The sequence below is a fragment of the Mesorhizobium sp. C399B genome, assembly GCF_030323185.1.
In the GTDB taxonomy this organism is placed as follows: domain Bacteria; phylum Pseudomonadota; class Alphaproteobacteria; order Rhizobiales; family Rhizobiaceae; genus Mesorhizobium.
Genome location: NZ_CP100472.1, coordinates 1,346,385 through 1,365,132, shown reverse-complemented (window position 1 = coordinate 1,365,132; position 18,748 = coordinate 1,346,385). Strand labels below are relative to the sequence as shown.

General features: G+C 62.1%; 20 protein-coding genes. 9 read left to right on the top strand and 11 right to left on the bottom strand.

The window, feature by feature from the left end; all coding sequences use genetic code 11:
• Positions 1–22: 22 nt before the first annotated feature.
• The 7 genes from NLY36_RS06555 to NLY36_RS06525 are packed head-to-tail and all read right to left on the bottom strand — an operon-like array spanning position 23 to position 7,897.
• Complete coding sequence (locus NLY36_RS06555; protein WP_023696370.1) at positions 23–1,126, bottom strand: CgeB family protein; 1,104 nt, start codon at positions 1,124–1,126, stop codon at positions 23–25.
• Positions 1,123–2,217, bottom strand: coding sequence for a CgeB family protein (locus NLY36_RS06550; protein ID WP_023667985.1), 1,095 nt, complete (start codon positions 2,215–2,217; stop codon positions 1,123–1,125). Before NLY36_RS06550 ends, NLY36_RS06555 begins: the two co-directional genes overlap by 4 nt.
• A complete protein-coding gene (locus NLY36_RS06545; RefSeq protein ID WP_023696369.1) occupies positions 2,214–3,344 on the bottom strand; it encodes a CgeB family protein in 1,131 nt (376 codons plus the stop codon). The genes NLY36_RS06550 and NLY36_RS06545 overlap by 4 nt, the downstream gene beginning before the upstream one ends.
• 2 nt (positions 3,345–3,346) lie before the next feature.
• Positions 3,347–4,447 (bottom strand): glycosyltransferase family 4 protein, encoded by a 1,101-nt coding sequence (locus tag NLY36_RS06540; RefSeq protein WP_023681099.1) that lies wholly within the window; start codon positions 4,445–4,447, stop codon positions 3,347–3,349.
• Entirely contained in the window at positions 4,432–5,724 is a 1,293-nt protein-coding gene (locus tag NLY36_RS06535; protein ID WP_023736082.1) for a TIGR04295 family B12-binding domain-containing radical SAM protein, read from the bottom strand. The genes NLY36_RS06540 and NLY36_RS06535 overlap by 16 nt, the downstream gene beginning before the upstream one ends.
• Positions 5,721–6,794: a GDP-mannose 4,6-dehydratase gene (locus NLY36_RS06530; protein WP_023736081.1), complete on the bottom strand. Its 1,074-nt coding sequence runs from the start codon at positions 6,792–6,794 to the stop codon at positions 5,721–5,723. Before NLY36_RS06530 ends, NLY36_RS06535 begins: the two co-directional genes overlap by 4 nt.
• Positions 6,791–7,897: an NAD-dependent epimerase/dehydratase family protein gene (locus NLY36_RS06525; protein WP_023736080.1), complete on the bottom strand. Its 1,107-nt coding sequence runs from the start codon at positions 7,895–7,897 to the stop codon at positions 6,791–6,793. Before NLY36_RS06525 ends, NLY36_RS06530 begins: the two co-directional genes overlap by 4 nt.
• Before the next feature lie 217 nt (positions 7,898–8,114).
• Between NLY36_RS06525 and NLY36_RS06520 the strand changes: the two genes are divergently transcribed.
• A complete protein-coding gene (locus tag NLY36_RS06520) occupies positions 8,115–8,390 on the top strand; it encodes a hypothetical protein (protein WP_023667991.1) in 276 nt (91 codons plus the stop codon).
• A gap of 214 nt (positions 8,391–8,604) precedes the next feature.
• On the opposite strand, the gene NLY36_RS06515 is transcribed toward NLY36_RS06520, so the two are convergent.
• From NLY36_RS06515 to NLY36_RS06500, 4 genes are all read right to left on the bottom strand, one after another.
• The gene (locus NLY36_RS06515; protein WP_023687797.1) at positions 8,605–8,931 is read right to left on the bottom strand and encodes a low affinity iron permease family protein; all 327 of its coding nucleotides are present in this window, start codon (positions 8,929–8,931) and stop codon (positions 8,605–8,607) included.
• Positions 8,932–9,041: 110 nt separating this feature from the next.
• Positions 9,042–9,524: a DUF2269 family protein gene (locus NLY36_RS06510; RefSeq protein WP_023736079.1), complete on the bottom strand. Its 483-nt coding sequence runs from the start codon at positions 9,522–9,524 to the stop codon at positions 9,042–9,044.
• Positions 9,524–10,810, bottom strand: a complete 1,287-nt coding sequence (locus NLY36_RS06505; protein WP_023736078.1) for an SDR family oxidoreductase — start codon at positions 10,808–10,810, stop codon at positions 9,524–9,526. Before NLY36_RS06505 ends, NLY36_RS06510 begins: the two co-directional genes overlap by 1 nt.
• Positions 10,811–10,975: 165 nt before the next feature.
• The gene (locus NLY36_RS06500) at positions 10,976–12,121 is read right to left on the bottom strand and encodes an NAD(P)/FAD-dependent oxidoreductase (RefSeq protein WP_245260257.1); all 1,146 of its coding nucleotides are present in this window, start codon (positions 12,119–12,121) and stop codon (positions 10,976–10,978) included.
• On the opposite strand from NLY36_RS06500, the gene NLY36_RS06495 reads away from it, so the two are divergent.
• The 8 genes from NLY36_RS06495 (at position 12,120) to NLY36_RS06460 (ending at position 18,748) form a co-directional block, all read left to right on the top strand.
• Positions 12,120–12,461, top strand: coding sequence for a hypothetical protein (locus tag NLY36_RS06495; RefSeq protein ID WP_245260256.1), 342 nt, complete (start codon positions 12,120–12,122; stop codon positions 12,459–12,461). The genes NLY36_RS06500 and NLY36_RS06495 overlap by 2 nt on opposite strands.
• 369 nt (positions 12,462–12,830) lie before the next feature.
• Entirely contained in the window at positions 12,831–13,652 is an 822-nt protein-coding gene (locus NLY36_RS06490; protein WP_245260264.1) for an ABC transporter substrate-binding protein, read from the top strand.
• Positions 13,653–13,662: 10 nt separating this feature from the next.
• Entirely contained in the window at positions 13,663–14,430 is a 768-nt protein-coding gene (locus tag NLY36_RS06485) for an ABC transporter permease (protein WP_023704600.1), read from the top strand.
• Positions 14,430–15,101: an ABC transporter ATP-binding protein gene (locus tag NLY36_RS06480; protein ID WP_031249205.1), complete on the top strand. Its 672-nt coding sequence runs from the start codon at positions 14,430–14,432 to the stop codon at positions 15,099–15,101. The genes NLY36_RS06485 and NLY36_RS06480 overlap by 1 nt, the downstream gene beginning before the upstream one ends.
• The gene (locus NLY36_RS06475) at positions 15,098–16,273 is read left to right on the top strand and encodes a lanthanide ABC transporter ABC transporter substrate-binding protein PedA1 (protein ID WP_023736075.1); all 1,176 of its coding nucleotides are present in this window, start codon (positions 15,098–15,100) and stop codon (positions 16,271–16,273) included. The genes NLY36_RS06480 and NLY36_RS06475 overlap by 4 nt, the downstream gene beginning before the upstream one ends.
• Positions 16,273–17,223: a PQQ-dependent catabolism-associated beta-propeller protein gene (locus NLY36_RS06470; protein WP_245260255.1), complete on the top strand. Its 951-nt coding sequence runs from the start codon at positions 16,273–16,275 to the stop codon at positions 17,221–17,223. The genes NLY36_RS06475 and NLY36_RS06470 overlap by 1 nt, the downstream gene beginning before the upstream one ends.
• Positions 17,220–17,945 carry a lanthanide ABC transporter ATP-binding protein PedB/LutE gene (locus tag NLY36_RS06465; protein WP_023736073.1) on the top strand — a complete coding sequence of 242 codons (726 nt, stop codon included), beginning with the start codon at positions 17,220–17,222 and terminating at the stop codon, positions 17,943–17,945. The genes NLY36_RS06470 and NLY36_RS06465 overlap by 4 nt, the downstream gene beginning before the upstream one ends.
• Positions 17,942–18,748, top strand: coding sequence for a lanthanide ABC transporter permease protein PedC (locus NLY36_RS06460; RefSeq protein ID WP_023681112.1), 807 nt, complete (start codon positions 17,942–17,944; stop codon positions 18,746–18,748). The genes NLY36_RS06465 and NLY36_RS06460 overlap by 4 nt, the downstream gene beginning before the upstream one ends.

Here is an 18,748-nt window from a genome sequence, read left to right as displayed (position 1 = left end):
GCTGTTTTCTCCTGTCTGCCGTTCATGCTGCACTTCCAATGTCGAGATCGAGGGCCGTCGCCCTTGGTTGGGTCAGCGCCGCCACGAATTCGCGAGCCCTGGCCGCGCCGGTGTGGGAAGCGAGGACGAGTTTGCGAGCCCGGCCGGCCATGGCCAGGCGTGCGCGCTCGGACTCGCCAACGAGGATATCGATGACATCGTCCGTCTCCGCGGCGGTGTGGATCGCCGACGCGGGAAAGAAGCTGTCGAGCCCTGGCCAGCGGTCGCTGACGATGGGCGTGCCGCAAGCCGCCGCTTCGAACAGGCGCACGCTGGGCGACCATCCTGCGGTGATCATGGAACTGCGTGTGACATTCAGCGTGTAGCGCTGACGGCTATAGAACGCGGCGTGATCGGCTGGCGGCAAATGTTCGATGCGTTCGACATTGTCCGGCCAGATGATGTCGGATGGATATTGGGAGCCGGCCACGACGAAACGGAGGTTCGGCATATGCCGTGCGGGCTCGAGCAGCAGAGCGTTCAGCATTGTCTGCCGGTCCATGCTGTAGGTGCCGAGATAGCCGAGATCCCAGCGGATCGGATCTCCTGTCGGGTGATGCCGTTCCGGATCGACCGAACAATAGAGAGGTTCGGCATGGCGCGCGCCGAAGTCTTGCGCCAGATGGTTGAGCGTTGGGCCGCCAGTGAAGGAGAAATAGACATCGAAATACGGAATTTGCCGCGAACTCAGATAATCGCAATCGTCGGCTGAAAGCTTGGCCAGGGTCACCGGGGTGTCGATGTCGTAAAAGCAGAGCTGCCCCTTGCAAAGCGAGGCGACGATGTCGATGACCTGGCGTCCTTCTGGAACAAAGGATCCGATGACGATGATGTCGGCCTGCTCCAGGCACTGTGCGTAGTCGCGTTGCAGCTCCGCAGTGGTTTCGTAGTAGCGCAAGGCGCAGAACTCCGGATCGCGCAGATCGCGGTGATTGGCGTACCACGGCACGTTGCGCTCCAGAAAAGTCACCCGGTGACCGAGTCCGTGCAAGCCTTTCAAAAGACCCCGGAAAGTCGTGGCGTGACCGTTTCCCCACGATGAGGACAGCGACAGGCCGAGAAAGACGATGTCCAGTTTCTTGGTCATTCCGCTGCCTCCACGGCCCCGTGCTCGAAATGACGTTTGAAGACGGCATCCGCCACATCCGCCCGAAGCGCGTAGGTATGGTCCGCCAGCACGCGGTGAAGTGCGGCTTGGCCGATTGCCTTGGCCCGACCGGGGGTCAGCGAGCGCATTATTTCGGCGACATCGCCGCCGTCACGCGCGACCAGGATCTCCTCGCCTGGTTTCAGGAACAGTTCCACGCCCAGCCATGCATCCGTGATGAGACAGGCGCCGGCGCCAGCCGCCTCGAACACTCGCGTGGCCGGTGAAAAACCGTTGGCGGCCATGCTATCGCGGCTGATGTTCAACACGGCTTTTGGGGTGACATTGAAGGCGTTGTGATCGCGGGTGCCGACATGGCCGAGCCAGCCTACATTGGTGGGGAGCGGCTTGTCGCCCCAACCCGAGCCTCCGAGCAGGAAACGCTGTTTCGGCAGCTGGCTGGCGGGATCGAGGAAAAACGATTCGACACGCGCTTCACGGTCCGGCAGCCGGTTTCCGAGGAACGCCAGGTCGCAGGCAAAACGCGCTTTGCTGGCGACCGGATGGTGCGTTTCGGGATCGAGCGCATTGTAGATGGGCACGCACTCCTTGGCGCCCATGGCACGATAGGCCCAGACAACGGGATCGCCGCCACCATAGGTCAGCACGAGGTCGATCTCCTGCAGTGCACGATGGAGCGGGTGGTCCGGCTCGTCGCGCAACTGGGCAAGCGTGGCTGGCGCATCCACGTCCCAGAATACGACAAGCGCGTCGCTGCGGGCGTGGTCGAGAACGGCGCGAAGCAGCGCCTCGTCTTCGAAACCGACGCCACTCGCCTTGACGACGATGTCGGCGCCGGCGGCACGTGCCGCGACCTGCATCAGCGCATGCTGGGTCGCCTCATAAACGACGACAGTGCACCAGTCGGGAGCTTCGATGTCGCGGTTCTTCTGCCGGTCGTAGACATCGGGTTCGTAGAACGTGATCTCGTAACCCAATTGCGAAAGTGCCTTGAGCAAACCGCGATAGTACGTCGCGGCACCGTTCCAGTAGGACGACAAAAGGCTCGATCCATAGAATGCGATCTTCATGCGACGGCTTCCTTTGCGGCTGTCGGGACGGCGGTGTGTCGGTTCGCGCATTGCGTGAGCACGCCGAGCAACTCGTCGACGCGGTGGCGGCAGGTGTGCCGCGAGCGGATGGTCTCGAGACCCGAGGTCACCAGGGAGGCCGCAAAGTCCTCGTCGGACAACACCGTCCGAAGCTGTTGCCGCATTTGCGAGCCATTCTCGGCAAACAGGAAGTCGACACCGGGCCTGAAAAGCTGCTCGACATCGGACCAGGGCGCTGAAATCAGCGGAATGCCGCAGGCGAGTGCCTCGAACATGCGGATCGTCGGGATTCCGGGCAACCTCTCGCGATAGGGGCGCCGTGGGATGTGAACGGTGACACGATGCGCGGCGAAGGCCTTCGGCACGTCGGCATTGGCGATCCACCCCTCATAGCGCAGTCCTGCGGTGGCCAGATCCGCAAGTGCGGTCTTGGGGTAGCGTACGCCGTGAACAGCGGCATCAAGGCCGAGATCGTGCACCGGCTCGATCAGAAACTCCTTGAGTTCGGCGGTCCGCTCATCATCGCCCCAGTTGCCGATCCAGACCAGATCGGATGTGGGGTGGATCTCCGGGTGCGGCTTGAACAGGCGATCGTCCGCCGCTTCATGCCAAGTGAAGACGCGCTTGCCCCAGCCGGCGCGCAGATAGCTCTCGCGCAAGGTTTCGCCAAAGGCGAGAACGCCGTCATAGTGCTCCAGCCGGAGCGCCGAGAGTGCCTCGGTCGCAGACACGGCCCGGTGGTGGGTGTCGTGAAAAAGAAGGATGAAGTTGCCGCCGGCGGCCCGGGCACGGCCAATACGTGCGACAAGCTCCGGATCCGTCCACTCATGAACGATCACAACGTCGGCCTCGGCAATCCAGGCTTCGTGATCAAATCCGGCATCGTAGGTCACCGGCATCAGTTCGGGAAAATCCTTGCGGAAGCGTTCGATGGCGAACGACCCCTTCTCAGCCAGCAGATTCGACCGGCTCCAGCCATTCGCCGGCTCCAGCGCGATCGCCTGATGCCGGCGCTGGACCAGCTCTCGCATGACGCCGCGCAGGAAATGGGCATTGCCATGGTTCCAGTCGGAAACGACCGAGTGGGTGTAAAACACAAAGCGCATGATCAGCGCTCCGCCATCGCTAAGGCCGCTTTGTCGTAGACGCCGCGCATAGCCGCTGTCTGCTTTGTCAGCCTAAACCTGCGGCTGCGTCGGATGGCTGCCTGGCCAAGCTCTCGCCGGAGCTCGGCATCGCTGGAGAGACGGTTGAGGCAGGCAGCGAGATCGTGCGGATCGCGCGCGTCAAAGAATATCGCGGCCCCGTCCCATAGTTCGCGATAGGTGGCGATATCGGAAAGCACCAGGGGCGTAGCCGACATGGCGGCTTCCAGCGCGGCCAGGCCGAATGGCTCGTAGAGCGATGGCGATACGAAAATACCCGCGCGAGCCATCAACGAACGCACCTCATCGGACGGCACTGCTCCCAGAGGAACAGCATGGCTGAAGCTGACATGCTCGCCGTTTGGGCCGTTCGTCGAACCGGCGGCAAACAGAGGCCATCGCGTCAGGGACGCCGCCTGGTCGACCACCGCCGCATTTTTGCCCTCGTCCCACCAGCGGGCAGCGGCGAAGACGAGCGGTTGATGCTTTTCGGCCTTCGGCAGAGGACGGGCACCATTTGTGACCACACTCAAGCGCGCGATCGGGCCGTAGCAGGTCTCTAGCATGTCGGCATGGCTGCGGCTCGGCGCGATGACCGCGTCGGCCCGATCCATGCCGCGTCTGTTGCGCTCCTTCTGCCAGGCCCATGCCCCATCCGCCGCCTGTCCTCTGACCGCATGGAACCAAGTCGTCACGCAGGAATGGGAGACCACCACGACCGGGCATGGCGCGTCGAATCCCGCCGCCTGCGAAGGCGCGTTGAAATGGACAAGGTCGATGGCGTGGTCGCGCATGGGCGCATGCAACTCCCGCGGCAGCGCGTCGAGATCACCGCCGTTGCGGGTCATCCAATCCGGCGGCGTGTTCAGCCAGATCAGCTTCGCGAAAGCCTCCGCCTCGTCGGCCTGCTGCCTGGACGGTGGCGGACCGAGACCGGCAAGCACTACGCTATCGCCGCCGTTGACAAGTTCCCTGGCCAGGTCGAGCGCATAGCGCCACACGCCGCCCACGGCATCGACCGTCATCAGGATGCGCCGCGAGCGCGGCGTCAGTGTCCGCAACATGTCGCCTCCAGTTCCGCCAGCGGACGCGGGCGCCTTTCCTGGATATCGCTGAACTTCTGGAATGATGCGAGATAGTGATCATGGGCGCGCTCCCAGGCGAGGTCGTCGGGTTCGCCCCAAAGCTCGCGATAGCTTGGCGAACTCGGATATGGATAAAGCGGTACGGGTTCATTGGCCCACACGCCGTTGTCGATGAGGTGCGTTCGCCAGTAGTCGACAAGGGCAGGGTCATCCTCGACGACGCCGATCAGATTGGCCTGTACGAACGGAACGTGACGCCTGGCATTGACGAGCAGCGCGGCGAGTTCCTCGGTACCCAGCCGGCAGCGCTTTGCCAGCATCGCACGACCTTCCACGGTCAGGCTTTCGAGACCGGCCTCGATGGAGACGCAGCCGGCCGCACCAAGCAGTTCCAGCAGCTCGGGTTTCCAAAGGTCGATGCGGGTCTGCACACCGAACTTCACGTCGCGATCGATCAACGCTTCCAACAGCGCTTTTTGCGGCAGGAAGATTTCATCGATGAAATAAATGTAGCCGACGCCCTGGGCAATCAGCCCATCGAGTTCCGCTATGACCGCCTCGTGGTTTCGACGGCGATAGGAATCGCGGAAATCGATCTTGGCGCAGAAGCTGCAATTGTAGGGACAGCCGCGCGATGCTTCGACCTCCGCGCCGAACCCAACCTGCTTGTCATCGAACCTGTGATGGTGGTGCGAATGGGCTGCAATCCAGTCTGATGGCCATTGGAGTGGCGGATGATCGACAAACGAGCTGGCGTGGACGCCGCCGTTCAAAACCACCTTGGCGTCGCGCAGGTAAGCGGTCGAGGGGACCGCGCTCCAGTCGTCGCGCCGGGCAAGTTCCGCGACGATCTCCTCGCATTCGCCGCGCACAACAATGTCGACGCCAAGCTTGCGCAAGGTTGGCGCGGGCGTAGCCGAGCCATGCGGCCCGACCGCGACTGTGCGTCCACCGCGCCCGGCGAGACGGTTGAGGAAATCGGCCGGCACGCGCAACTCGGGTGGTGCGCAGCGCCAGAACAGATAAGTCGGGGCGGTACTGACGACCGTCATTGCCGGCGCGAAATCAGCCACACGCTCGGAGAGGTCCGAGTTTTCGAGCTCCTGCAATTGCCCATCCAGCATCAGCACCTCATGGCCGGCTGTTTCGAGCAGGGATTTCGAATAGCCGAGTTCCAGCGGGAGATGTGGTTGGCGGCAGCCGAAATAAATGCTGTCGTCATAGGTCCAGAACGGGTTTACCAGGGCGATTTTCATGCGACGTACCTCACGACTTCGGGGCGAGGCTGGAGCCGGTGTTTTTGCAGCCAGTCTGCGAGATCGCGAATGCCTTCGCGCCATGAAACACGAGCTTTCCAGCCAAGCATCGCTTTGATCTTGCGGGTGTCGGCGACGAAGAAGGGCTGATCGCCGGTGCGTTCGCCATCATGGCGGATCGAAAGCTCATGGCCGGTCAAGCTACGGATCTCGCTCAACAGCATGCGCAGGCTGATCGCATTATCGGGGCCGCCGCCAAGATTGAATGCCTGGCCTTTGGTCGTCTCGATACGATCGAGCGTGGCCCTGTAGGCGGCGACCGCATCGGAGACATGCAGTATATCGCGCACTTGTCTGCCGTCGCCGTAAATGGTGATTGGACGTCCCGTCAGCGCACTTAGCAGGAAGTGCGCGACCCAGCCTTGATCCTCGGTTCCGAACTGGCGCGGCCCGTAAATGCAGCTCATCCGCAGCACCGCCGTCGGCATGCCGTAGGATTTGGCATAGTCGAGCACATATTGGTCCGCCGCGCCTTTGGAACAACCATAGGGCGTGCAGAAATCCAGGCCGTGGGTCTCGTCGATGCCATTCGCTTGGATGATGCCGTCGCAAGGCAGGTAACGATCGCCGTCCTCGCGCACCGCGACGTCGGGCAGACTGCCATAGACCTTGTTGGTGCTGGCGAAGACCACCGGAACAAACTCACTGCTCAGCCGCGCCGCTTCGAGGACATTGAACGTTCCTCGAAGGTTGATGTCGAAATCCTCGTCCGGTTGGACCAGGCTCGTTGTGACGGCGGTTTGCGCGGCCAGGTGGAAGATCGCCTTGGAACTCTTCAGAACGGGCGCAAGCGCGTTGGCGTCGCGCACGTCAATCGTTTCGACCATGAGGCGGCTTCCGTGTTTCTGCGCCAGCCATTCAAGGTTCTGTTCGACGCCGGGGCGGCTGAGATTGTCGATCACCAGCACCGGCTCGCCATCCGACAACAGGCTGTCGGCCAGGTTCGATCCTATGAAGCCGCTGCCGCCGACAATGGCGACGGGCGCGTCGCGTCGATTGCGCGTATTCATGACACCAGCCCACGTTCTTCAAGCTCGCGTTTCATGTCGGTGCCGCGGTCGATGGCGGACGAGTTGCGCACCCAGGAAACGAAATCGGCGAGCGAATTCTCCAGTTGTTGCCTCGGCTCGAAACCGAGCAGCTCACGGGCCTTGGAAATATCGGCGAAGCAGTTGCGGATATCCCCGGAGCGCGCCTTGCCGAGCAACTCTGGCGAGCGGTCCGGCGTTCCCATGGCCTCGGCAAGTACCCGCGCGACGTCGCTGATAGCATAGGCTCGGCCGCTGCCGATGTTGATGACGTGACCCCTTGCCTGGCGTTGCTGCAGCGCAAGACGAAAGGCGCGGGCGACGTCATCCACATGGACGAAATCGCGTTTCTGTTCGCCATCCTCGAAGATCATTGGACGTTGGCCGTTGGCGAGACGCGAAGCAAAATTGGCCAACACGCCGGTATAGGGGTTCGATAACGCCTGGCCGGCGCCGAAGACGTTGAACAGGCGCAGCGCGACCGCATCGATGCCATAGGCTTCGCCGAAGATCAGCACGGCGCGTTCCTGGGCGTATTTCGTCAGCGCATAGATAGAGGCGAGGTCGACCGGCTTTTCCTCGTCCGTCGGCAGGGGGGAGAGGGGCTCGCCTTCCGGCGACAGCGGATTCCACTGCCCGTTTTTGATGTCGCTCGCCTTGCGCCGGGCATTGTCGATGCGCCGGCCGTCCGATGTAGCATAGAGGCCCTCGCCATAGACACTCATCGATGAGGCGACGACAATGCGCTCGACCGGGTGTTTGATCAGCGCCTCAAGCAGCGTCGCGGTGCCGAGATCGTTTGTGCCGACATAGCGCGCGATCTCGTACATCGACTGTCCGACGCCGACTTCCGCGGCCAGATGAATGACCGCGTCAACGCCTTCCAGCGCCTTGGCGACCGCCTCCCGGTCCCGAATGTCGCCCTTGATCAGCTCGGCCCCGGCGGGAAGGGCGACTGTTTCGCCTGCGTGCACCTGCTCCAGCAGCACATCCAAAATGCGAACCGAATAATCCTGCTCGATGAGTTCCTGGGCGACATGCCGGCCAATGAAGCCGCAGCCCCCTGTAACCAATATCCGTTCCACGACCACTCCTCAGACAGGTAATCTTGGCGACCCGAACTTTTCGGCAAAAGGTTTGTTCCCTTGGCTTCAACAAAGTTCCTTTGGCCGGCTTCGTTCGGAAGCAGCCACATCGCGCTCGCCGCGCCGTGCCGGAACATTGCCGCCCTTGTGCTGTTAGGACGCCGGCAGCCCCGACGATGCCCGATGTTGGCAACGCCGATGATCAAAGGAGATTTCAATGTCCCAGTCGCAAACGACCACCAATCACGACGAAATCCGCAAATGGGCCGAGGAGCGGGATGGACGGCCGGCAGTGGTTCGCACCAAAGGCGCGGGCGGCATCCTGCGGATCGACTTCGGCAAACCCGAGGAAGCATTCGAGCCGGTCGAATGGGACGAGTTCTTCCGCATATTCGACGAGAACGATCTGGCCTTTCTTTACCAGTCCAAGACTGGTGACGGACAAACCAGCCGTTTCAACAAGTTCGTCGAGCGCAACCAGAAAGGCGAATGACGCACTTCGAGCCGGCCGATTTGCCTGACCTGGTTCTCGGGCAAATTTTTCTGGATCAGTGGAACAATAGAGGGCTCCGATCCTTCGGTCGCTGAACCACAGGCGCAGCAAGGATCGAAGGCCTGGGCCTGAGCGCAGGAGGCGGCGGGGCTGGATAGGCGTCAAAAGCTGGAAACCCGCTACTCGTCCTGCCGTGAAACCAAAACGCCGCTCATCAGTCGTCCTGCTGCTTGCGGTGGCGGTGTTTCTCGATTTCCTCGGGCTCTTCATCGTCGATCCGTGTGATGTTCGAAGCATTGTGGTCTGATCGCAGGATCTCATCCAGTTTGGCGTGAATGGCCTGAGTGTCGCGGTGCTCGGCACGCTGGATGAACAGCGTCATGGCCCACGTAAACAAGGTAGCCGCTCCATGCCAGTCCAGGGTCTGACGCTCGAAGATCATCCAAAGGATTGCGTAGACCAACAGGATCAGGAATGCCGCGGGGCGGGAGGTTAATGTGCCGATTGAGGTAAGCACGCCGGTGACGGGATGATTGGCCATGCGAAAGAACTCGCGGCAGTGACCGTGGTTCCCGACCGCAGTGCATCGCGCCGGCACGAGCCAGCTAGGCGCGACGGATGAATTCACGGCGCAGTGCTTGCCGATCGCAGCTACAACGATGACCACTCGATTGCCGGGCGCGCAATCATCAGCCAGAAAATGGCGAGCACGGCGCCGAAAGCTGGGAAACCGAAGACAAACCAGCGTCTGAACAGCTGATGGTAGCGCTCGGGAGGAGGTTGGTTGGAGAGTGCGGCCTGTGTGGCTAGATTTCGCATCTCGATCTGCATCCACACGACAGGCAGCCAGAACAGGCCCGTTAAGATGTAGAGCAGGATCGAGAGAACGATCCATCCTTCGGACAGCGAATACCCCGCAACCCTAGCGAGGCCCAGTCCGGTCAAAGGTTGTGCGACAACGGCCGTAGCCGTGAACAGGAAATCAGCCAGCACGACAATGCGGGCGACGGCTGCGATCGTCGCGGCATTCCCGGTCCGGTGTGCCAAAAGCATGAAAAAAGCAATGCCGGCACCAGTTCCGAGCAGCACAGCAGCGCCGATCACGTGCAGGTATTTAAGCACGAAGTAAATCATCAGCGTTCCTCCAGAATGGCCAGCGCTGCAAAATGCAGAACGAGGATCGGGAGGATTTTGATCAACGGCCCGAGTGGCTCAAGCCAAAGATCCGGCCGCAGAATGCTCCCAGCGATCGCATAGAAAAGCGATACCGCGATTGCGCCGAAAAGACCAAGCCGGCTGGTTGGGCGCCAGGCGATAAGCGCCCCGACTGCGATGTCAGCCAGCGCGCCGGCGACTACCGCCGGTTCGGCCAAGGGGCCGGCGGCAGTGCCAATCAGCAAGTCAACTCCGCTGCGCCAGCCGGCGGTGAGGGAAATGATGCCGGTCATGATCCAGAAGAGCGGCAAGATGACAAAGAGCGCCGGCTTGACAAAGTAAAGACCGGCGAACCATCGCTCCTGCACCGTCGCAGGATTTAAACGCAGTGCAGATGTAAGACTTGATGGTTGAATGCCGGTCGCCGTCATCCACGGCTGGGGATCGCCGACAGCGCCACGGGCAATCTCTTTTGCTGCATTGCTGCGCATCGGCGGGCGCCAGCCCAGCTGAGCCGCGGCATCCCCGAACCTGTACAAGATAGCTGCGGCCCAATTGGGCAAGATGAACTCCCGAGCACTGCTCCATCCGAACCAGCGGCGATAGCGACCCACGACCTCGCTCATCGGAAGTGCCTCTGGCCCAGCGAGGTCCAGCGTGAGGTGCGATGGGCTACCGGGTTTGAGGAAGAACAGGACGGTGGAGATGACGTCATCGAGTTGGACGACTTGGAGACGGCCCGTGTCGGGCATCAACGGCAAGAGCGGCAACGCCGCGAGGCCGCGAAAAAGTGCACTTGCGCCGAAGGCCGGCCTTCCCAGCACTACGGAGGGGCGCAGGATGACCCAGTCAAGGCTACGTGCCATCAGTGCTTCATCGCCGGCGACCTTGCTGGCGGAAAAGGCGGACGGCTGCTGGCGATCGACCCCGATGGCAGAAAAGTGGATCACCTTATTCACACCTGCGTGCTCACACGCGGTGAAGAGAGCCGAGGCGCCGGTAGAATGGACATGCCGGGTGTTTTCCCGGGCACTATCCTGCAGGACGCCGGCACAGTTTACGACGGCGTCCACACCGGCGAGATAGGGGGTCCAGTCCTGAGGTCGCAAGGCCCGCGCCATATCCAGGGAAACGGTTTGGATCTCCGGGTGGACGCCAGTGTCTGCGTGGTGAAGCACGCGAACCACTTCATGACTCTCGCCGGCCAGGCGCGCGCAAAGCGCGGCTCCAATCAGACCTGACGCGCCGGTGACGAGAATTTTCATTCCTTCCTCCAGCCGTTCGCCAGCGCGTGCCCGTCCATCAACCCAGCGGCTGCGCCTGGGAGAACTCTAGCAAAGCCGAAGCCGGTAGTCTCACGCCGGGTGGAACAGGTTCCGGGCATCAACGCAGCCAAAGGTGAGCCGGTACGGTGCGTTCGCATCTGCAGGTCAACTTCGCCGGAAGTTCGTCGCCGGCTCGGCGCAATCGCGGAGGTCGTTATGAATGTGAGTTGCAGCCTTGGCGGCGTCTCCGAACGCAACAGCAATTTGATTGAGCCCCTCGGCCACGTCGCCAATGGCATAGAGTCCTGGCGTTGAAGTCTCAAGGTGTCGGTTGACCAGGACATAGCCTTCTGCGTCACAGTTAGCCCCCAGAGCAACCGCGAGTTCGGAGCGTACGTCGCTGCCCATTGAAGGGTACACCACATCGATGTTGCGCATCGGGGCGCCCTCGGCCATGACGACATCGAACCCGGTTCGTCGAGGGATCAGGTCATCGACAGCGTCCCAGATTTCAACTCCGCCTGCCAAGGCGGCGCCGCGGGCAGCTTCGGAAACATCATCCTGGTTATTGGCGAGCAAGGCGACCTGACTGCCATATCCCTTCAGGAACAGAGCCTCCCTGACGGCGAGATGCTCCGGACCAACAACGCCGATGCGGCTACCCCGGGCCTCATATGCATCGCAAACCGGGCACAGTCTGACAATGCCGGTTGCGATCGCCTCCTCCAGTCTTTCGATGGGAGGTGCCTTGTCCACAATGCCCGTTGCCAGAATCACGCGCCTTGCTTGGACAATCCCGCAGGTGGTCGTCAGAACAAAAAACCCCTCGCGTTTTTCGGCGTGGCCTACGCAACCATGGACAAGGCTCGCGCCGTATAGCTGTGCCTGGGCTCGTAGGCGGCCGAGCAGTTCTTCCCCGCTGATGCCGTCGGGGAAGCCGGGACAGTTACGGGATTTTGGGATGAGCTTGGCACGCGCATGCCCCGCGTCGAGCAAGATCACCGAACGCAGAAACCTGGCTAAATACATGGCTGCAGCGAGCCCCGCGGGGCCGCCGCCGACGATGGCAACGTCAAAAACTTGTGCGCCCGAAAAGCTTGGTTCGCCCGAAAAGCTTGGCATCGGGCCTAACTTCAACTCAACGAGCTTGTTCCACAGGGTCGAAATGGACGCAATCAGGATGCACACTGCGCAATAAGAGTGAACTCCAACCAGTCGTGAAGAGAAAGGCCACTGCCTCATCAAGCCTGCAAAAACCTCGTGGCTCCCAACGCTGCGAGTACAGCGCCACTGGGAAAGTGAACGCATCATGGAACTTCGGCTCACCGTCGCGCTTAGTTTGGCGAAAGGGTGGTCTGAGATGAGCGCGACCAGAGAGTTTTTTCAAAACTGGCTACAGGAGAATGTCGGCACACTTCCTGGTCGAGAGGAAGTCAGCGTCGCGGTGCTCGCTCAGCAATTCGAGCAAGATGCCGAGGTGGCTGGTTATGGGCGTGAAGTAAGGGAGGACGAACTCGGAAACATCGAAGATGCTATCGTGCAAGCGATCAAGAACGCCGGGTCCGGGGTGCAGAGCCCGAGCTCCGAAAAGAGCGATCGGGCACCTGTAATGGACGCGTTGGAGGTCGATGATGCCAAGAGCGGACCGTAGCCCCTGACACCTTCTTCTGTTCGCCTGAACAAGACCCCGGACTGCCATACGAGCTGAAAAACGGACCTTAGGTGCTTTCCCGTTGGTTCCATGCACCATCGAGGAACATTCCTGCCGCCACGGCGTTAGGAAAGTTCCTTCACACCCGGTGCGCCCGTGCTGACTGCTACCCTTCCAGGCGAATGGCTGACCCGGCATGATCAGGGTCACATCTCACGGCGGGCCGCTCTTGCGGGTATTTGTTGCTGGCTATTGGGTGCTCCCGCAGAAGCCGCGCCACAGCCATCGCCGCTCGTGCGATTTGGCGTGCTGGGATTTGGCACCGCCGCGTGGGAAGTTGACGTCATGCGGCGACATGCGTTGGACACCGTGCACGGCGTATCAATCGAGGCTCAGCGGCTTGCCGGTACCGAAGCCGGTAAGACCGCATTGCTGGCGGGCAGCGTCGACGTCATCGTTTCGGATTGGGTTTGGGTCATGCGCCAGCGCAGCGAAGGCGCCGATCTGGTCTTCTATCCCTATTCTCGTGCCGTCGGCGCGCTGGAACTGCCGCAAGGCTCGCCCATTCGAACTCTTGCGGACCTCAAGGGCAAAAGGCTGGGGATCGCAGGTGGTCCGCTGGACAAAAGCTGGATCCTGTTGCGCGCGCTCGGCCTCCGTCAGGTGAAGCGCGATCTTGCTGAAGAGGTGGAGCCAGTGTTCGGCGCGCCGCCCTTGTTGGAGCAGGAATTTCTGGCGGGGCGACTGGATGCACTGCTGACGTTCTGGAATTTCGCCGCCCGTCTCGAGTCAGAGGGGGCAAGGCCTCTGCTCAGTGTCGCTCAAATCCTGCAGGGGCTTGGCGTTTCCGTGGACTTGCCGATGCTCGGCTACGTCTTCCATGAAAGCTGGGCGCGGGCCAACCCGATCGCCCTCGAGCGATTCACGAGCGCCACTGCGGCAGCGAAGTCGCTGCTCGAGTCTTCGGACGACGAATGGCGGGTGCTCGCGCCTCAATTGGGCACGGACGATCCTCACCTCCAGGCGGCGCTACGCGCCGCCTATCGTGCCGGAATCCCTCGTCGGTTCGGCAAAGACGAACGTGATGGCGCGGCCCGGTTGTTTGCAATCCTGGCCGAATTGGGCGGCGAGGATCTGGTCGGCAAGGCGACGAGCCTCGATCCTGGTGTCTTCCGGGCCATACCGGCTTGAGCTCGCGCCAATGACCGATGTCCCAGCGTTCCCCATCACAATGCAGCGTTGGCAATCGACTGCGGCATTGCTGACCATGGTGCTCGTCTGGCAGATTGCATCATCGATCGCCGCCGATCGCCTGTTTCCTGGTCCGGTCCAGGTTGTTTCGGTTCTCCTGCACGAAGTGGTTCGGGGCGAGCTGCCATACCATTTGGGCATCTCGCTTGCGCGCGTCGTGGCAAGCCTCGGGTCGGCAATCGTCATCGGCGCGGCCCTTGGCTACGCGGCAGGCCGCTCGCACAGAGCCGACATATGGATGAGGCCTTGGATCGTGTTACTCCTCAACATGCCGGCGCTGATCACGGTCATTGTAATTTATATCTGGCTTGGTCTTGCCGAGACTGCGCTTGTCCTTGCGGTCGCGCTCAACAAGATCCCCAATGTCGTGGTGACTATTCGTGAAGGCGCCAGCCGGCTGGACAAGGACTTTGCCGAAATGGCTGAGCTCTATCGCTTCGGGCGTGCTGCAAAGCTGCGGCATGTCGTGCTGCCGCAATTGGCGCCGTTCTTTCTCGTCACCCTGCGCAGCGGGCTGGCATTGACGTGGAAGATCGTGTTGCTCGCCGAACTGCTCGGCCGCTCCAACGGCGTCGGGTTCCAGCTACAGGTCTATTTTCAGAACTTCGACGTCACCCACATCCTTGCCTATGCGATCAGCTTCGGCGTTGTGATGCTTGCCATAGAGTATGGACTGCTTGTGCCGTTGGAACGTCGTCTGTTCGCCTGGCGACGCTGATGCTGAGGATCAGGATCGAGGACAAGACTTTCCCCGGTGACGACGGCCAGCGCCGGACGATCTTTCGCGCGCTGTCGCTTGATATAGCCGACGGACAGGTCTGCGTCCTGACCGGCCCTTCCGGTGTCGGCAAGTCGACGCTGCTGTCGATCGTTTCGGGCGTCGACCGCGAATTTCGCGGCAGCGTGAGCGGACGACCGCTTCCGATAGGCATGCTGTTCCAGACACCGAGGCTGCTGCCCTGGCTCACCGCCTTGCGCAATGTAGAGCTGGCCATCCCGGATCGCGCGCCCGATGCGGCCCGGTGGCTTGCCGCTGTCGGTCTGAAAGGCAATGAGAAGAGCTATCCGCAGCGACTCTCGGGCGGTATGGCGCGGCGCGTAGCGCTTGCCCGGGCGCTCGCCATGGAGCCTGCGCTACTCCTCCTCGACGAGCCATTCGCTTCACTCGACGAGGCGACCGCGCAAGCCATGCGCTGCCTGCTGCAGGATTGTTTCGCCAGTCGGCGGACTACCACGCTGCTGGTTACGCATGATCTCGCATATGCCTCGTCGCTGGGTGATCGGGTTATTGTTCTGGAGGGATCGCCGGCGCGCATCGTGCGCGATGTCGCAATCTCTCGTGGCGATGAAGCGGGATCGTCGCGCTTTGGGCTGGGGGCGACACAATGAGACTGTTGCTGGGCCTTCTCTTTCTTTTGCTGATCACCGGCCCTGGCGTCACCGAGCAACAGACGATGGTGATCGGGTATATCGGCCAGGAGCGCAAACCGGCTCTGCCCCTTGGACCCCTTGATGAAACCGTCACCGACGACGGCCTGCAAGGCGCACGGCTCGGCATTGCCGACGACGAAAGCACCGGCCGGTTTCTTGGGCAGAAATTTCGGCTGGAGGAAAGGATATTGAAACCAACCGAAACGCCGGACGACGCGGTAAGACAATTCGCCGATGCCGGCATCGCCTTTGTCATCGCCGATCTCGACGCCCGTCAGCTTCTACAGGCCAGTGCCGCGCCCGGTGCCGAGCAGATGACGTTGTTCAACAGCCGGGCGCCGGACGACGAGCTTCGCCAGCAGGACTGCCGTCGGAACGTGCTGCACACGATCCCGAGCCGCGCCATGCTCGCCGACGGGCTGGCGCAATATCTCGCCTGGAAGCGCTGGCAGCGTTGGTTCCTGCTTGTGGGGCCGCATTCGCAGGATCAGGCGATGGCTGCGGCCTTTCGACGGGCGGCGGCTCGCTTCGGAGCCGAGATCACGATCGACCAGCCGTGGACATTCAGGCCCGCCAACGGACGTGCCGATACAGGGCATGTCACGCTGCAGACCGAAATACCGGCGGTCACGCAGGTCAGCGACTATGATGTGCTCGTGGTCGCCGACGAGGCGGATGAATTCGGCGCCTATCTGGAGGGCCGCACTGCGCTGCCGAGAATCGTCGCCGGCACGCAAGGGCTTGTCGCCATAGGCTGGAGCGCTGTCAGCGAGGAATGGGGCGCCACGCAACTGCAGGACCGTTTCCACAGGCAGGCAGGGCGCTGGATGTTGCCCAGCGACTACGCGGCCTGGCTCGCTGTGCGCAGTATCGGCGAAGCGGCGACGCGCCTGCACAGTCTCGATCCCGCGGCAATCGGCAGATATATACGCGGCGACGCGTTTCTTCTCGCTGGCTTCAAGGGGCAGGGGCTTAGTTTCCGTCCTTGGGACGGACAGATGCGCCAGCCCATTTTGATCGCCGGGCCTCGCCTCTTGATTTCCAGCTCACCGCAACCGGGTTTCCTGCATCAGCGCACGCCGCTCGACACGCTGGGCATCGACCTGGAGGAGAGCACATGCAAGTTCTGATGACGCTGTTGTTGGCGGCGTTCGCTCTTGCTGCTCCCGCCGCCGCCGAGACCATCTACGTTTCCAATGAGCAGGATAATACCGTCGCGGTCGTCGACGGCGTGACAATGACTTTGCTGGCGACGATCGATGTCGGCCGCCGTCCGCGCGGGCTGGCGCTGTCGATCGACAACAAGATGCTTTTCGTCGCGGAAGGCGACGACAACCGCATCGACGTGGTCGACGTCGCGAAGCGGCGGGTCGTCGGGGAACTGCCTTCGGGAGCCGATCCGGAATTCTTCGCAGTCCATCCCGATGGCAAGCGGCTGTTCGTCGCCAACGAGAATGACAATCTGGTGTCGGTGGTGGACATCGCCGCGGCCAAGGTCATCGGCACCGTGGATGTCGGCGTCGAACCGGAAGGAATGGCGGCCAGCGCCGACGGCCGCTATGTCGCCTGCACTTCGGAGACCACCAGCATGGTGCATCTGATCGACGCAGGCACGCTTGAACTCGTCGACAATCTGCTGGTCGATACCCGGCCGCGCGCGGCTTTATTCTCGCCGGACGGTAAGCAATTCTGGGTGTCCTCGGAGATCCGGGGCACCGTCACCGTCTTCGACACGGCAACGCGCGCGCAGACCGGCAAAGTCGAGTTCGAGGTGCCGGGTATACGACGCGAGGGTGTGCAGGCGGTCGGTATGGCGACGTCCCGCGATGGCACGACCGTCTATGTGGCGCTCGGCCCCGCTAACAGGATTGCGGAAGTCGATGTTAAAACGCTGACGGTCCGTCGGCTCTACCTTGTTGGTCAACGACCCTGGCACGTTGCGCTCTCCGGCGACCAGAAGCGCCTGGTCAGCGCAAACGGGAATTCCGGCGATATTTCGTTTATCGATCTGGAAAACCAGGAGGTGGTGAAATCGCTGCCGGTGGGGTGGGGACCGTGGGGCCTCGTGATCGGGCCATGAACGCCTTGTCGGTCGAGAATCTGGGCCATAGTTTCGGAAGCCGGCGGGTTCTCGACGGCGTCTCCTTCTCTGTGGCCCAAGGCAGGATGTGCATCTTGCTAGGCCGCAACGGCGCCGGCAAGACGACGCTGTTCTCGCTGATCACCGGTCTTTATCACGCCCGCTCCGGCTCGGTGCATGTCTTCGACCAGGCGATGGATGTCAACCCGTCCGCCGCGTTGGCGCAGATGGGCGTCGTCTTCCAGTTGCCGACCCTCGATCTCGATCTGACAGCCGGCGAGAACCTGCGTTACCACGCGGCCTTGCATGGCCTTAGCCAGGCCTTGAGCAAGGAGCGCTCCATTCACGAACTCGGCCGGCTGGATGTGCTGGACAGGATCGACGATCCTGCCCGAGCGCTTTCCGGGGGGCAGCGTCGCCGTGTCGAGATAGCACGCGCTCTGATGCATAGCCCACGCCTTTTGCTGCTGGACGAGCCGACCACCGGGCTCGACGTGCCGGGCCGCCACGCGCTCGAGCGGCACGTGCGGGAGCTTTGCCGCCAGCGCGGCATTGCCGTCCTGTGGGCAACACATTTTCTGGAAGAACTAACGGCGGATGACGATGTGGTGGTGCTGCATCGAGGCACAATGCGGTGGGCCGGCCGCGCCGATCGCCTGGCTACCGATCTCGGTGTAGCGAGCACGGGCGAGGCCTTCGCGTCGCTGACGGAGTCCGAATGAAAACGTCTCACGCGGTGCGCGCGCTCAACGGCATCCTGCGCAGGGAGATGCTGCGCACGTTGCGGCAACGCGGCCGGCTGCTCTCGGCGATGGTACGGCCGCTGGTCTGGCTGGCAATCTTTGCCGCTGGCTTCCGCTCCGTTCTCGGTCTGTCGATAACGCCACCCTACCAGACCTATGTTCTCTATGACGTATATGTGGTGCCTGGGCTAGCGGCCATGATGCTGCTCTTCCATGCCATGGCGAGTTCGCTGGCCATGGTCTACGATCGCGAGATGGGCAGCATGCGCCTGTTGCTGACCGCACCATTGCCGCGCTGGTACCTGCTTGCGGCGCGCCTGCTGGCCAGCGTGATCGTTGGCGTGCCGCTGGTCTACTTGTTTCTGTTGATCGCGCGTTTCTGGGATGTGCGGCCGCCCGTTCTCGGCTACGTCGCGGTATTTCCGGCGCTCGTGCTGGCGGGCCTCATGCTTGGCGCGTTCGGACTGCTTGTCTCCTCGGTTTCGACACAGATGGAGAACTTTGCCGGTGTCATGAATTTCGTCATCTTTCCGGTGTTCTTTGCCTCGACGGCGCTCTATCCGCTGTGGCGGCTTGCCGAGGCGGGACCGGTGCTGGCAACAATCGCCGCCTGGAACCCGTTCAGCTCGGCGGTCGAGCTGATACGCTTCGCGCTCTATCTGCGGTTCGATCCTGTCGCGGCGATTGTGGTCCTTGGCTGCCTCATCGCCTTCTTCCTCGCGGCGGTCATCGGCTATGACCCCGGCCGGGGCTTGTGGTCCCGGCGCGGCGGCGAGGGCTGA